Consider the following 15,172-nt stretch of genomic DNA (forward strand, 5'->3'; position numbering starts at 1 on the left):
ACTGTCGGTTGAGTGTGGCAACCGCTTTACTGCCTGAAAGCTCTGGAAAACTGGTCGGTGAGGGGCTTCATCAAGTAGGACCAGACACTGCGCTCGTCGGTTCTTATGTGGACTTCGGCGGGCATGCCCGGTTTGAGGATTTTCTCTCCTGTCAGGCACGTCGCTTCATTCTCGACGTCGATACGCGCCGAAAAAAAGGAAAGCTGGCGTTGCTGATCCTTGATCAGATCCGCTGAGACGCGCTTGACCGAGCCTTCGCAAGCAGGTGTGGTGCCGGCGTCGAACGCTGGAAAGCGGATCGACACCTGCTGTCCGGGATGAATCTCGTCGATACGCGACGGAGGAATGGAAGCGTCGACGACAAGGTTGTCGGAATCGGGCACAATCATCATGAGCACCTCTCCCGCGCCAATCACGCCTCCTACGGTATGGACCGAGGATTCTTGTACTGTGCCCGATTGCGGGGCACGAATGTCTGTCCTGCTGAGTTCGTCTTCGGCCACCACCTTGCGCTCACTGAGCTCGGTCTGCTTGGCTTCCGTTTCGCGAAGTTCGTTGGTCACGTCGCTCCGCATTTGTTCGTCGAGCTGAAGCACCTGCAGGTCCGTTTCACTGATGTGAGCTTGGACCTCTGCTATCGCTGCGACAAGGCGTCCCGATTCGCCGCGAGCCCGGGTCTTGTCCAGGCTGACATTGCTCAACCTCTCCTTGGACACCAACTTCTTTGCGTAGAGAGATTCGACATCCGCAAGGTTCTTGGTCAGCAGATCCAGAGACTCGTCCGTTGCAGACTGCTGCGATTTGAGGCCATCGATCTGACGTTCCAGCTGCTTCGCGCGGCTTTGTAATTGTGCCTTCTGGCCAGCCAGCGCCGCAGCACGGCTTTCAAACAAGGCACGCTCGCCACTGACAAGTGCCGCCACTTGCGGGTCGCCCATTTGAGCGCGAAGGTCGGGCGGGGTCTGCATTTCCGGCAGACCCTGGCGCTCGGCCTCCAGTCGGGCCAGACGAATGGTGGCGCGATTGAGGTCCTCGGTGACTATCTGCAGGTTTGCTCGGGTCAATGTGTTGTCCAGCCTGACCAACACATCGCCGGCCTTCACATGATCGCCGTCCTGAGCGAAGATTCCGCCGATGGTGCCGCCGGTTTGATGCTGGACTTTTTTAATGTTGCTTTCGACCACCACGGTTGCGGGCGCAATCACCGCGCCGGCAATCTTGGTCAATCCCAACCAGAGCCCTCCGCCAAAGATCAACAGCAAGCTGGTTGCCAGGCCCAAGAGCAGATTGGCCCGGATGCCATCCGGCTCTGGCTTCGTCTCCAACGAACGGCCTTCGCCACCGGCTGCGACGTATGACACGGCAACAGCAGAGCGATACCTCGCATATGCCCGGCTGCACCCTTGTGCGGCGGAACGACAATGTGCTGCTAGGCTCCGGACCAGAGTACCCCAGGGTAGATTGGCTCGAATCCCATCCGGTTGCGGCTTCTGCCCGGTCGGCGGGCCTTCGCCGCCAACCGCAGCATATGACGACATGGTCACGTTAGACACTAAGCAATACCTCACGCATGCCCGCTTGCACCGTGCTGCAGCGGAACGACAATGTTTGGCTTGTCCGGGCGCGGGAAGGGCCGGACCACATTTGCCAGAACGTCTTCGCGCGAGCCGAACGAATGGAGCATCCCGTTCGACAGGACGAGTACCTGATCGATGTTGACGAGAGCGGAGGGGCGATGCGCAACGACGATCACGATACCGCCGCGCCGACGCACTGCCAGGATTGCGCCGGCCAAAGCAGCATCACCGTCTGCATCCAGATTGGAATTTGGTTCGTCAAGAACGACGAGGAATGGATCGCCGTAAAGTGCCCTGGCAAGCCCGACGAGCTGCCTCTGCCCAGCCGAAAGGGTCGCGCCGCCTTCTCCGATGCGTGTTTGAAAACCCTGCGGAAGACGCATGATCATCTTGTCCACGCCCGCAGCCTTGGCAGCTGCCAGCACGCCTTTTGCGTCGCTTTTACCGCCGAACCTCGAAATGTTGTCGGCGATCGTCCCGTCGAACAGCTCAACGTCCTGCGGCAGGTAGCCAATATGAATGCCGAGCAGTTCTGAGTTCCACTGATCGAGCGAGGCGCCGTCCAATCTTACCGTGCCACGAAGCGGCTTCCATGCGCCGACCAAAGCGCGCACGAGCGTGGTCTTGCCGGAGCCGCTCGGGCCGACGACCGCCAACCCTGCGCCTCTCGCCAAGCGGAAGCTTACATTGAAGATGGTGGGCTTCTGCAGGCTTGGTGGCGCGACGGTCAATTCCTCGACCGCAAGCTCAGCCTTCGGGCCGGGCAGTTCCATTGGCTCTTGCTGGCTATCAAAAGCATCCAGGGCTGCCGCCAGCTCGGAATAGCTTTTGCGGGTTGCCAGAAACCCTCTCCAGTTTGCGATCGCCACATCGACCGGTGCCAGCGAGCGGCCCAGCAATATGGACGATGCAATGATCACGCCGGGCGAGGCCTCGCCGCCGATCACAAGGTAGGCACCAAGCCCCAGCACACATGATTGCAGGGCCATTCGGAGCGTCTTCGACAGTGAGCTTGCTGCGCCGACGACGTCGGAGAGCCGTTCCTGGTTCTTCAGATAAAGATGACTGACCTCGTTCCAGCGCCGGCTAAGCGGGGCGGAAAGGCCCATCGCCTGAACAACCTCTGCGTTGCGGCGGCCGGAGTCGGCCAGAAGCCGCTGCGCTACGAGTGTCTCAGATGCACGAGCCGCTGGTTTGCGGCCGATGATCTCGGCAACCACCGTCAAAAACACAACGGCACATGCGCCGAGCGTTGCCAGCACGCCAAGCGCGGGGTGCAGCAGATAGATGACCACCATATAAAATGGTATCCAGGGAGCGTCGAACAAGACTGTCGGCCCGAGCCCGGAAAGAAAGCCACGTAGCTGGTCCAGATCACGAAGCGGGTGTACCCGGTTCGCATCCGGCCCGGCGACGAGGGGCAGGGAAAGCGAGGCTGCGAACGCTTTTTGCTGCAGATTTCTATGCAGGCGGCTGCCGATGCGGACCAACAGGCGAAGCCTCACGAAATCGAGGAGCCCATAGGCCGCGTAAAGTCCCAGCATCCCGACTGTAAATCCGATAAGAGTCGGCACGCTCTGCGAAGGCAGCACGCGGTCATAGACCTGGAGCATGTAGACGGAGCCGGTCAAGGCGAGGATATTTATCAATGCCGAGAAAACGCCTACGCCGACGAGGCCGTGCACACAGCCGAACATTGCGGAGCGGAGATCGAGCGAGCGCCCTTTGGTCGACTTCATGATGTGCGCTCGTTGACGCGAAATTGCCGCGCAATCTCGTCGATTCTTTCGATGAGGGACAAACTTTAACCTTCCGGGAAGCAGCAGCCCCGCCCCGCTGCTGAACATTACGAATTGCTTACATACGTGCCTTCTTTGATTAAAATGTAGCAAAATCGTGACGCCAGGCTGAGAATTCGGCAACTGGCTCGCCAGGCTGGGGATAACCGGGTCAGGTAAGGAGATATTCCTAATCATGACACCCGGCAGAAGCTTATGATCATCTTTGTAGCATCAAGGCTTCAAAGCGTCTGGCGACGGATGGGTTTTGATTTTGTCGATCGAGAGTTAAACGGTTTTGAGATACACTTCATCGGTACGTCGGCCACCAACGCCGGCTAAATCGGGGAGGCGAGTGTCGTGAGCGAAGAGATCAATGTTGCCGATGCCTACGGCAGGGGGCGCAGCACCTTCATGGGATTGCAGTTGCTGGTCTCGCCCGGTGCGCTTGTTCCTCGGCCGGAAACGGAACTGCTCGGCAAGGCCGCTCTCGATGTCCTGAGCCAACTGAACCTGCCGGTGCCTCGCGTTGTCGACATGTGCTGTGGGGCGGGCAATCTGGCGTGCGCCATCGCGCACCACGCTCCCACCGCGCGCGTGTGGGCAAGCGATCTTACCGACGGATGCGTGGAGGTCGCGCGCCGCAACGTCACCCATCTTAAAATCGAGGACCGGGTAACGGTGCTTCAGGGCGACTTGTTCAGCGCCTTCTCAGGCTTGGAGCTCGACGGCACTATCGACGTGATCGTTTGCAACCCGCCCTACATTTCGGAAAAACGGCTCGAGGGCGACCGTTCGCATCTGGTCGAGCTCGAGCCGCGTGAAGCATTCGCAGCCGGCCCCTACGGCCTGAGCATCCACATGCGGGTGCTCAAGGAGGCGCCGCGCTATTTGCGGCGCGGAGGCATCCTGCTTTTCGAAGTGGGGCTTGGCCAGGACCGGCAGGTCATGAGTTTGCTCGAGCGTTCCAAGGCCTATGAGAGTATCCGGGCAGTCACCAACCAGGCCGGTGAGGTCAGGGTGGTTGTGGGACATACGAGGGCGCAGGCGTAAGCATCGCAGCCGCGGCAGGTAGACGCGCTGTCGCGGCTAGAAACGGCCGGGAAGCTGAAACAGAGTTGCGCGAGATTTCGGAAATCAGTTTCTCTTGCGTCAGTTTCTCTTGCGCATGACGTATTGCGCAATTCCCTCGATGGAATCGAGATTCTCCGGCAGCAGCTCGCTGTCTTCGACCGTGATGCCGAAGGTCTCCTCGATGAAGCCGATAACCTCGAGCACACCCGTCGAGTCCACGATGCCCTGGTCGAGGAGCGAGGTGTCGCTCTCCAGGCTCTCGGGATCGGCTATATAGAAATTCGAGGCCAGGAAAGCGCGAATTTGTTCGCTGCAGGTATCGGTTCTATCCTTGGTAGATAACATTTATTTCGCCTCCGGTACAAAAGATGAATGCTGATCAACTTCGCCCTGGTACCGACTCATGACAGGGCCGTTTTTTTGAGCTTACCCGTGTCGGTCATCGGCAGACTGGGTACGATGACGATGGACTTCGGAACCATGAAGTTTTCCAGCCGTCTCTGGCACTCTTTCTGCAACTGCTTTTCACCGATCATGCTTCCCTGCTCCATCACGACAAATGCCTTCACTGCTTGCCCGAGCAGTTCGTCCGGAACGCCGATGACCGCGGCTTCCCGTACGCCCGCAATGTTCATCAACACGTTTTCTACCTCCTTCGGCGCTATCTTCTCTCCGCGCGATTTTATGATCTCGTCGCCGCGACCGACGAAGTAGAGGTAGCCCTCGGCGTCCATCCGGCAGTAGTCGCCGGTGTATAGGACCTGCTCACCCGGCAGCGGGCCGGGCTTGAGCTTCCTGGCTGTCGCCTCCGGTTTGCCCCAATAGCCCTTCATCACCGTCGCTCCGCGGATGACGAGCTGACCAACGATGCCGGGGCCGACCCGCCTGTCATGCTCGTCGACAATCCACATTTCCGTATTGGGGATGGCGATCCCGACGCTCGACGGCTTTCGCTCCAGATCCTCCGGCGGCAGGTAGGTGCAGCGCTTGCATTCGGTAAGGCCGTACATCGAATAGATGCGGGCGCCAGAAAACAGCTCTTGCAGCAGGAGAATGTGCTTGAGCGGCAGGGCGGCCGCAGTGTTCGTGACGTAGCGAATACTCGAAAAATCCTGATCCCTGAGAGACCTGAGCTCCCCGAGTGCGGCGAAGATGGTCGGTACGCCGGGAAAACCCGTCACCCTTTCTTGCTTGATCAGCCCAAGGATCTGCGCCGGGAAGGCGAATGAGCGCTCAAGCACCAGCCGGGCGCCCGCGCCGAATGCCATGATCATCTGGTAAAGACCGTAGTCGAAGGCGAGCGGCAGGACATTGAGGATCACCTCGTCTTCGGCAAGCGCCAGGTATGAGGAAATCGAGGCGCACGCGGCGATCATGTTTCGATGCGTCAGCATCACGCCCTTGGGCTCGCCCGTCGAGCCGGACGTATAAATGATCGCAGCGAGATCGATGTCGATGCAGCGGCGCCAGGGCGGCGTGCTGCCGGCTGCCGCGACCGCAGCGTCCCAGCGCACAGCATGCGGCAATTCTTGCAGGTCGCTGTGTTCGATCGGCCCGGAGACGATCATGCGGCGCAACGATGGGCAATTCCGCGCCGGCTCCCTGAAAATCGAGTGCAGGTGTTTGTCGGTGATCAGTGCCGTCGGGCGGCAATCGTTGAGCAGATAATCAAGCTTGTCGCTTTTGGTGAGCGGATTGACGATGCACACCACGGCGTTGGCCTTTAGCACCGCCCAGAACGCAATGACGGCCTCGACAGTGTTGTCGGCGAAGACCACCACGCGATCGCCACGCGCAATTCCGGCATCGGTCAAATGGTGCGCTATGGCGTTCGAACGCATATCGAGATCGCCATAAGTGACGCGTTGATTGCCGCACACCAGGGCCACCTTCTCGCCGAGCCGGCTGGCAGAGTGGGTGAGATAGTCGTGCAGGAGCGGTACGGCGCCATGCATCATGCGAGCACCTCTTCGCGGTGTTCGCGGTCGATATCGATGCTGAGCTTGAGCGTGCGGGCCCCACTTGGACGGCTCGCGATAAATTGCCGATGGAGAAGCTGCGTCGACAGCACTCCGACCAGCGCCATATTGTCGGAGTTGGACAGGTCGCCGCCGCCGGCGCTGGCCTGGCACTTGCTCAAGAGCCGGGTAACCGACTTGGGATCGAAGACGTTCGCTTCGCGCAGCGCCGCCTCCGAAAGTGCTTCGCGAATGTAGGCCGGAGCGCCATCTGCGACAAAGCAAAGCGCGTTGGGAGCCCGGTAAGGCTGCTTCTTGCGGGTGACGATTTCCGACGGCACGATCGGTTGCGCTACGCGCTTCAGCACATGCTTTTCATCGAGCACGCGCAGCTTGTAGGCGGCCGGAAGCGAATTCGCGAGTCTCACGAGTTCATGATCGAGGAACGGGAAGCGCCCCTCGACGGAATGAGCCATCAGCATTCTGTCCCCTTGTGAGGAAAGCAGGTATCCCGACATCAGCGTCTGAATCTCGATATATTGGTCCTGCGCAAGAGAGCCCCATCGCGAAAACTCCGGCGGCAGGCGGGCAAGCAGCTCGGACACGGCGTTATGGCGCTCCGTTTGGGCGCGCATGTCTGCCGAAAACAGCCGCTTGATGGCGCTTGTGGTTCGCCAGCGCGTGCCATGCGCAAAACCAGGCGCGTCACAGGCGTGGATGTCGCGCCCGAAGAACTGGCGTGCCATCGCCTGCTGCTGTACCGGCGAGCGGCTGAGATAGGGATAGAGGCGCTCCAGCAGCCGCGAGCGTCGCGTCGAGGCGGGCTGGCGTCCCCAGAAGCGGCGGACCTTGCCTTCGCGGAACAAATCGTAGCCGGCGAACATTTCGTCGGCCCCTTCGCCGGTCAGCACGACCTTGATGCCATGCTGGCGCACCAGTCTCGAGAGCAGGAACAGCGGCGCCGGCGCGGTCCTGAGGATTGGCCGCTCGGTGTGGTAGATCACCTCAGGGAAGATGCCAGCGATATCGCTGCGCGAAACAACCACCTCATGATGGTCACTGCCGGCCACGCCGGCAACCAGGCGCTGGAAATGCGTCTCATCATACTCGGCGTCGGCAAAACGCAGCGAGAAAGTCTGGAAGCGCTCGCCCGCGAAGCGTCTCCCCAGCGTGGCGACCAGCGAGCTGTCGAGCCCGCCGGACAAATAGCAGCCGACCGGCACGTCGGCGCGTACTATCCTGAGCGCCGTCGCGGCGTCCAGGGCGCTGCGCACTTCCTCCACCGCGTCATCAAGCGAGCCGGTGAATTCATCATCGCCGGGTCCGTCAACCTCTGGATAGTCAGGCTTCCAAAAAGCCCGCTCCCGGACGACGCCGCTGTCATAAATGCGGATATGCCCCGGCGTGAGTTCGCTTACTCCTCCAAACACGCCTTGTGGCGGCGCGACAGTCCAGAGTGTGAAAGTCTGATCGATGCCGGCTGGATCGAAGGCGCGGGGTATATCCGCATCGGCCGCGAAAATGGCCTTCACCTCGCTGGCGAAGTAAAGCCGCCCGCCATGCTCGCAAAAGTGCAGCGGGCAAATGCCGAACCGATCCCGAGACAAGACGAGACGAGCTGCCACGGAGTCCCAGATGGCGACTGCCCACTGCCCATTCATTCGCTCGAAGGCGGCCTCGCCCCACGCATGATAGGCATGGACGATGACCTCGGTGTCGCTGCGTGTGCGGAAGCAATAACCGAGCGCAACCAGATCTTGTCGCAGCTCGACGTAATTGAAGATTTCGCCGTTGAAGACGATCCACATTGTGTCGCCCGCGCCGGCGAGTGGCTGCTGGCCGCTTGCGAGATCGATGACGGACAGGCGGGCATGCGCCAATCCCGCACGTCTGTCCCGGTAAAGGCCGCGTTCGTCCGGGCCGCGATGCGCCAGCGCCCCCGCCATGCGTATCAGCGCATCCCGGGAAGGGGGCGCCGCTGCGGCGCTCAGCGACACAATTCCGGCGATGCCGCACATCGCCTAGCCCTCGCCCATTGAAGAGGACACCAACGGCCGCGCGTGAAGATAACGTGCGGCGCGCCGCTTGCTGTCGATATCCTTGAAAACCTTCTGGACCTGCATCACCGTGAGGCTGGTTGCCTCAGCGACGTCTTCGTCGGCGATCCCATGGTTCAAGCCGTAGAGGCACAGATCCATCAGATAATAAGGAAGCGCGAAGTAGAACTCCTCCTGACTCTGCGCCATCGAGAAGGTGTCCGTGGTGGGCGGTCTGCGCCGGACCTCTTCGTCCACCCCAAGATATTCGGCCAATTGGTAGACCTGGGTCTTGTAGAGGTGGACGATTGGCATCAGGTCGGCAATTCCGTCGCCCTGCTTGACGAAGAAGCCCTGGTCGTACTCCAGGCGGTTCGGCGTGCCCGCTACCGCGTAGTTGAGGCGGTCGGCATGGTAGTATTCGGTCATCTTGCGCAGGCGCTGCTTGTAGTTGGTTGCAGCGACGATCTGCAGATAGGCTGCCGACGGCAGGCGCACTGTGTCGGTCCTGCCCTCGGGGTCCTGAACCGTGAGGCGCGTGATGTTGAGACCGTTGCTCTCGAGAACCGAGGCGAGCACCAGCTTGCATTTCCAGCCGTCCCCATATTCGGGAACGACGGTCTGGATTGCTTCGGTCTGCCGTCTATAGGCGCCGGTCGCTTCCAGGGCCGGCGTTATATCCTCCAGGATCGTTTCGATACCAAGGTGTGCGGCGACAATGCGGCCGAGCCTCAGTGAGTCGCCGGAGGAATGGCGCTCCGGCATGAATATCCCGAGGACCTTGCCTTTCCCAAAGGCGCGAACACACAACGCCGCAACGACGGAGCTGTCGATGCCGCCTGAGAGGCCGACAACCACGCCTCGACGTCGCAGCGTGCCAAGGACCTGCTGGCGCAAGATCTGGACGATGCGATCGACTTCCGCGCCAGCGTCGAGCACCAGGGCGTCTTTGCCGAATGATGAGATCAGGTCGATGGCTTGTACTCCAGTTTGCGAGACTCGATTGGCGAATAGGTTTTCGCCACCGCTTTCTCGATAAGGGGACGATTGGTGGTAAGGTGAGGCTCTACAACCAGATCGATGTGGCTGCCGACGATCGGAATCACGTCCAGATGGGCGAAGACGTTATCCCAGCCGATTGCCAGAGGCATTCCGGGTCGAGCACAGCGGAACAGGGTGCCTGTGATCGGCAGAGCCGGCTTTGGCTCGGCCACCCACTGGAAGAAGGCTTGCGCGCGCAAAACCTCTTGCAGTTCTAGTTTGGTTCTAAAGCTCGTCGCGTTGAACTGTCCTTGAGCGAAGCGGTCGAGAAACTGGACCAGTTGTGCCTCGCGCTTCATTGCCACGGCAACTTTCGCGAGGGCGCGGCAAGCCATCCGGTAAGCGGACACGCGGTTGGTTCGGATTCGATTGACTGTGCGCGTAAACGTCTCCCAGCGGGCGCTTCGCTCCCCGACGAGGCTGGTGTCGAGGATGCCGAGGAACTTTACGGTTCGCCCCGCTGCCAGCAGCCGCGCCGCAACTTCGAAGGCAACAGCGCCGCCGAGCGAATGGCCGAGAAGTCGTACATGGCCCGAGGGTTGGGCGCGGCGGATCTGGTCGACGGCGGCGTCGGCCATATCGGCGAGGCTGTCTTGTCCGCGCAGTATCATAGCCAGGGCCGGATACCTGATCGGGGCAACACGGGTCACCTTGCCCATCGCTGCTGCAAAGGCAGCAAGGCTCGGGCCATAGCCGACGGACCCGGGGAACAGAAAAAGAATGGGAGGGTCGTGCTTCTGGGCGCGCGCGCTTTGATCGCCTGCCTGGGCGGACACGACCGCCTTGATCATTTGCTCCAGGCTCATCCCGACGGTGAAGGCCTCAAGGCCGAGTTCCTGCCCGATGGCGCTTTCGATTTCCATGACGCAGTGCAGCAGCTTTAGCGAATCTCCTCCGGCGTCATCCCAGCGTCCTGCCGCTACGCGCGTATTGAGAATGCTGGTCCATGCCCGCTGGACGACCTGCTGCGCGGTCAGCTTGCCTTGCGGCTCGAGCGGACGCGCGGTCGCCGCTGTCTCTCTGGCTGAAAGATCCATCTCTGCAAGTGTCGTGATGTCGACTTTGCCGCTCGGCAGACGCGGAATCTCGGCGATCGTGTGCAACCGCAAGGGACGCAGCGGCGGCGGCAGATTGGTCCTGACAAGCTGGCGAAGCTCGTCCGAAAAGGTCGCTTCGGCCGAGCGCCGAGGAATAGCAAAGGCGACAAGCTCATTCGCGGCCGTGACGATTGCCACGGCATCCGCGACAGAGGGTGCACAACGCAGCACCCGTTCGAGTTCGGCTGGCTCGACGCGTCGACCGTTGATTTTTACCTGGCGCCCCTTGCGACCGACGATGTGCAGTAGGCCTTGATCATCAAGTCGAACGAGGTCACCTGTCGCGAAAATCCGAAGGCCTGGATCGTGCGGGTCTGATGTTGCCGGCACAACCGCCCCCTCCTCCCAATGGCCAAGCAGGACATACGGGCTCCTGGTCAGAAGCTCTCCGCTGCGGCCCGGTTGAACGCGGCGGCCCGCTTCGTCGACAATTGCGAAGGCGATTCCAGGCAGCAGCCAGCCAACTGGAACCGAATCTCCATGCTCTGGCCAGTCTCGCGGCAGGAACCATTGCGAGCCGGTGGTCTCGGTTGACGAATAACCGATCTGGATAAGGCACGTATCGGAGACGGCCTTGCGCAGCAGGGCGATGTCGGTCCAGGGCACCTTCTCGCCACCGATCCGGGCGACTCTGAGTGAATGGAACGCTTCTGCAGGTCCGTCTGCCATAAGCGCGCGAAGCAGTGCCGGCACCAGATAGGTGATTGTCACGTCTTCGGATCGCACCAGGCGTTGAACGGCGCGCAAGCCGACCGCTTCGACTTCGACCAGATGCAAGGTGGCGCCGGTGAGAAGAGCAGCAAGAATCTCCCGGCACCCGGCGATTGTGGCCGGTCCGGTCAATGGCAGGAAAACGTCATCCGAGTTGATGTGGCACGCATCGACATATTGCTGGACCCGGCACAGCAAGCTGCGCTGGCTGTTAACGATGCCTTTGGGCCGGCCCGTACTCCCTGACGTATAAAGCACGATGGCGGGCGCATCGACCGAGACGGAATAAGAACGAGGCACTTGCCCAGCCTGCGAGGCCGCACTGGTCGACACATCGATCCAATTGACCAGGTGAGGCAAACCATCGGGTCGGACATTGCCCTCGCCCAGGACAGCCGAGAGCCGCGCCCCGGCCACGATTTCAAGGATACGCGAGCTAGGATCTCGCGCGTTGAGTGGCACCGAAGGCCGCCCAGCCGTCATGCTTGCCAGCATGGCAATGGGATACCAGGCCGAGTTGGCCTGAAGAATCCCTATCGCCTGTCCGTCTGGGACGGCCGCCGCGATCTGGTGGGACAGCGTCTCGACTGACCGGAGGAGCTGGGAATAGGTCAGACGATTGGCGCCGTCGCTGATTGCAAGCTTGTCGGGGTACTGGCGGACGACATTTCTCAGGTGATCGAAGGCCGCAATGTTGGTAAAATCGACGCCCAATCTTTGAAATGGGCGCAGTACGGGACCACCCTGATCCAGTGCGTATTGTGGGACACTTGACCAATTATCCGAGGTCGTTGTCTGACAATCCACCGCTAGATCCTGATCCGCGACTTCTGATCCCAAATATGCCGAAGACATGAGTTGCCTACGCTAAGATTAGGGTCACTTATCGCCCCCCGCCCCAATCTTTTCATCGATCATTCTGATGATGCCCCGATCTTCGCTCAATGACGCTTGGTTAGTCACTTCGCCTGTTTCGCAAGCCGCCGGCAGAGCCAATCATGCCGGGCTCGCTGGCTGTTGTGGTGCGCATGACACGGACACATGCCAAGGCGGGCTCGAAGACCAAGGTGGGGTCGAAGATGGAATTGCCGCTATTCAGGCATATTGCCTATTCGGTGGTTCTTCCGGACGATACCGCCGATGTTTCGGTGTCGGAATAGCTGCCGGGGACGAAACAATAGGCATAGATCTGTCCCCGATTTTCGTCGGTCACGCGGATCCAATCCTTTTCCCACGTTCGGAAGGTAATACGCCCGCCCGTCATCATAGCTGCGGCTCTGAACGGACTCGGCGCGTTGACAACGCGCACCGAGATAACATCGTCGCCGTCCATACGCTCGACGAGATACGTCTGCATGAAAGCCTCCCCATGCCCCGCTAGATCACCCGCACTTTAACGCCGGCTAATGAATTCGGTTGCAACTGCTTGGCGAAACTTTGGGTCCGATACTTTCCGTACCCACCGGCAACTTGGTCCTCCGTATCCGTCAGGTTTTTCAGCGACGGGATGCCAGTTCAGGGGATGGCAGGCTGATTGCGGCCATGCCGGCGACATGCCAATCTGCGCCGCAACGTTAGGCCTTCGCCTCCGCGGGCAATGGAAAAGGCGCTCGAATGGGCTCCTTTATGCTGTCCGTGATCTGGCATTCTGCCCGTGATTTGGCCTCATCGGACGACCCTGCAGGCCTTTGCGAGACATCCACATAGCGTGGCGTCGCCATCACCGAGGCATAGCAATGTGCGTCGGCGGAGAAATGGGACGGTTCGAGGTTTTCTGAACCTGCCTCACGACGACTGCGTCGTGTCGACGATCCGTTGGAACAGATGGCCTGGTGCTGGAACGTCAATCGTATTTGGCCAGGAAGCGCCCGACGGCGCTGAGGCAGTCGTGCTTTTCCTCCACATGCGGCATGTGGCTGGAATTCGGGAAGACCAGGCCTTCAACGCACGGGATAAGATCCAGAAAGGGCTGGACGCAGGCCTCGGTCGCTTCGTCGTAGAAGCCGCGGAAAACCAGGGTCGGCGCCTCGATCCGATGCAGGCGGTCAACGATGGTCCAGTTCCGCATCGTGCCGATGACGTGGAACTCATTCGGACCGTTCATGGTGTGATAGACGGTCGGATCTTCCTCGATTGCCGCAAATGTCCGGGCGACCTCTGGCGGCATCGGAACGACGCGACAGACATGACGGTCGTAGAAAGCCTTCGTCGCCGCAACATATTCGGGCTGATCGGTGGTTCCCGCCGCTTCGTGCCGGTCGAGCGCACTTTGCACATCGGCTGGCAACTCGGCGCGCAATTGCCGGGCTCCTTCCACCCACAGCGCCATCGAGGCCAGCGAATTGGCCAGGATCAATGCCTTCAGCCCCTCAGGGCGGCGCACGGCGTGCTCGGCCGAGAGTATGCCGCCCCAGGACTGGCCGAGCAGGGCATAATGGCCGGCAATGCTGAGATGGGCGAGCAACGCATCGAGTTCGCCCAGGAAGAAATCGACGGTCCAGAAGTCGCCGCCCTTGTCCGGCAGATGGGTCGATTTGCCGTTGCCGATCTGATCGTAGTGGATGACGGCTCGCCCGGTTCCGGCAAGCTCCTTGAATGAGTCCACATAGTCGTGGGTGCAGCCCGGTCCACCATGAGCGACGACCAGGGGCACCTTGCCCGACCCGATGTCCCCGGTCACACGGTACCAGGTGCGATAGCCCTTGTAGTCGCTAAATCCTTCGGTGATCGCATGTGCCGTCACAGTCCAAGCTCCGCATCATGGCGCGGCAGGAGCCACTTTGGTGCACCCCTCCCAAGCCTTGTTTGCGGCCGACGGTACTAAGCGGCCCAGCGCATTTACAGCTAGCACTATTTATAGGTTCGCCGGTTATGGGTTCGCCCGAGGCAAGGCCGATCGCCCGCAGGTCGCGAGCCTCAATGCTCCGGTTCGAGCAGCCGGTAATGGGCGGCGAGCGCGATGGCATGGAAGCGGTTGCGCGCGCCAAGCTTTCGCGTCGCCGCGTTGAGGTGCAGCGTTGCGGTAGGCACCGCGCGGCCAATCTCACGCGCAACCTGCTTGGCCGTCAGTCCGGCAGCGGCCAGGCGCAGGCACTGACGTTCGCGCGACGTCAGATGGACATGTTGGCAGGTGCGGATTCCGGCGTCGAAACCGGCGTAGGCGGAGTCATGCAGCAGATGACCCAGATCTCCGATCTCGGCGATCAAGGGTCTGGCTTCGAGCTCGAACCCGGCCTCCGGATCGGCACGGATCGCAGTGAAGGTGGCGAGATCGCCGCCGGCAAGGCGAATGGGTACGGTGACGCCGCAGGTCATCCTGGTGTCAAGCAAATAGCTGACCACAGGATCGTGCTTGGACTGGAGCACGCGCTGCATGACGGTGCTCTGAACGCCGCTGTGCGACCAGAGAAACGGTCTCGATACGGTGAGCGCGGCCTCCTGCACCGGGTCAAGCTGATAATATCCGCCCTTGCACCAGAGATCCTGCATGTCGCGCGGCACGTTGCGCAGAGCCATCAACGAGGGCGTGATAAGCTCGCCCTTGTGACTGACCGGCACGGGCGTATAGTCGTAGATGAATGCGGTGAAACCGATAGGCTCCAGCACCTCCGTTGCCACCGCCATGGCAGCGTCGATGCTCATTCCGGTTTGGAACCGGCTCTCTAGATCGCCTGGAAGGCTTTGCATCGGGCAAGCTTACCCGCTGATGATTGCTTGTCAAATAGCCATGTCGGCCGGCTGCTCAACAAATAGGCGGGGATAAGCCTGTCCGACCCTATCTATCTTAATAGCTATCCCGTCCGGCTTCGCTCGCCGTAGTCTTTTGCGATTGGGCCAAGTAGCGGACACCGTTCGCAAACCCAGACTGTTTCAGCCGCGCAATGGTCGATCGACCGGGCT

At 60.7% G+C, this 15,172-nt stretch carries 11 protein-coding genes; 1 reads left to right on the plus strand and 10 read right to left on the minus strand.

The window, feature by feature from the left end:
* Nucleotides 1-26: 26 nt before the first annotated feature.
* Nucleotides 27-1,325, minus strand: a complete 1,299-nt coding sequence (locus NKH93_RS06870; RefSeq protein WP_352472472.1) for an HlyD family type I secretion periplasmic adaptor subunit — start codon at nt 1,323-1,325, stop codon at nt 27-29.
* 239 nt (nt 1,326-1,564) lie between these two features.
* Nucleotides 1,565-3,316: a type I secretion system permease/ATPase gene (locus tag NKH93_RS06875; RefSeq protein WP_352969830.1), complete on the minus strand. Its 1,752-nt coding sequence runs from the start codon at nt 3,314-3,316 to the stop codon at nt 1,565-1,567.
* A 399-nt stretch (nt 3,317-3,715) separates the two neighbouring features.
* Between NKH93_RS06875 and NKH93_RS06880 the strand changes: the two genes are divergently transcribed.
* The gene (locus tag NKH93_RS06880) at nt 3,716-4,408 is read left to right on the plus strand and encodes a N5-glutamine methyltransferase family protein (RefSeq protein WP_352472474.1); all 693 of its coding nucleotides are present in this window, start codon (nt 3,716-3,718) and stop codon (nt 4,406-4,408) included.
* Nucleotides 4,409-4,507: 99 nt separating this feature from the next.
* Here the strand turns inward: NKH93_RS06880 and NKH93_RS06885 are convergent, their stop codons facing one another.
* The 8 genes from NKH93_RS06885 to NKH93_RS06920 form a co-directional block, all read right to left on the minus strand.
* Entirely contained in the window at nt 4,508-4,774 is a 267-nt protein-coding gene (locus NKH93_RS06885; RefSeq protein WP_023675628.1) for an acyl carrier protein, read from the minus strand.
* Nucleotides 4,775-4,830: 56 nt separating this feature from the next.
* Complete coding sequence (locus tag NKH93_RS06890) at nt 4,831-6,387, minus strand: class I adenylate-forming enzyme family protein (RefSeq protein ID WP_352835880.1); 1,557 nt, start codon at nt 6,385-6,387, stop codon at nt 4,831-4,833.
* The gene (gene asnB, locus NKH93_RS06895) at nt 6,384-8,405 is read right to left on the minus strand and encodes an asparagine synthase (glutamine-hydrolyzing) (protein ID WP_352835877.1); all 2,022 of its coding nucleotides are present in this window, start codon (nt 8,403-8,405) and stop codon (nt 6,384-6,386) included. Before asnB ends, NKH93_RS06890 begins: the two co-directional genes overlap by 4 nt.
* 3 nt (nt 8,406-8,408) lie before the next feature.
* Nucleotides 8,409-9,392, minus strand: coding sequence for an NAD(+) synthase (nadE, locus tag NKH93_RS06900; RefSeq protein WP_352472523.1), 984 nt, complete (start codon nt 9,390-9,392; stop codon nt 8,409-8,411).
* A complete protein-coding gene (locus tag NKH93_RS06905; protein WP_502896435.1) occupies nt 9,389-12,127 on the minus strand; it encodes an AMP-binding protein in 2,739 nt (912 codons plus the stop codon). Before NKH93_RS06905 ends, nadE begins: the two co-directional genes overlap by 4 nt.
* 253 nt (nt 12,128-12,380) lie before the next feature.
* Nucleotides 12,381-12,629: a hypothetical protein gene (locus tag NKH93_RS06910; protein ID WP_352472478.1), complete on the minus strand. Its 249-nt coding sequence runs from the start codon at nt 12,627-12,629 to the stop codon at nt 12,381-12,383.
* 486 nt (nt 12,630-13,115) lie between these two features.
* Nucleotides 13,116-14,015 (minus strand): proline iminopeptidase-family hydrolase, encoded by a 900-nt coding sequence (locus NKH93_RS06915; RefSeq protein WP_352472479.1) that lies wholly within the window; start codon nt 14,013-14,015, stop codon nt 13,116-13,118.
* 173 nt (nt 14,016-14,188) lie between these two features.
* A complete protein-coding gene (locus NKH93_RS06920) occupies nt 14,189-14,914 on the minus strand; it encodes a LuxR family transcriptional regulator (RefSeq protein WP_245274646.1) in 726 nt (241 codons plus the stop codon).
* Between the last annotated feature and the right edge of the window lie 258 nt (nt 14,915-15,172).

The organism is Mesorhizobium sp. M0954 (genome assembly GCF_040319155.1).
Lineage (GTDB): Bacteria > Pseudomonadota > Alphaproteobacteria > Rhizobiales > Rhizobiaceae > Mesorhizobium.

Coding starts and splice junctions, on each gene's coding strand:
- NKH93_RS06875 (WP_352969830.1), bottom strand. CDS start 3,316: ATGAAGTCGACCAAAGGGCGCTCGCTCGATCTCCGCTCCGCAATGTTC.
- NKH93_RS06885 (WP_023675628.1), bottom strand. CDS start 4,774: ATGTTATCTACCAAGGATAGAACCGATACCTGCAGCGAACAAATTCGC.
- NKH93_RS06890 (WP_352835880.1), bottom strand. CDS start 6,387: ATGATGCATGGCGCCGTACCGCTCCTGCACGACTATCTCACCCACTCT.
- asnB (WP_352835877.1), bottom strand. CDS start 8,405: ATGTGCGGCATCGCCGGAATTGTGTCGCTGAGCGCCGCAGCGGCGCCC.
- NKH93_RS06905 (WP_502896435.1), bottom strand. CDS start 12,127: ATGTCTTCGGCATATTTGGGATCAGAAGTCGCGGATCAGGATCTAGCG.
- NKH93_RS06910 (WP_352472478.1), bottom strand. CDS start 12,629: ATGCAGACGTATCTCGTCGAGCGTATGGACGGCGACGATGTTATCTCG.
- NKH93_RS06920 (WP_245274646.1), bottom strand. CDS start 14,914: ATGAGCATCGACGCTGCCATGGCGGTGGCAACGGAGGTGCTGGAGCCT.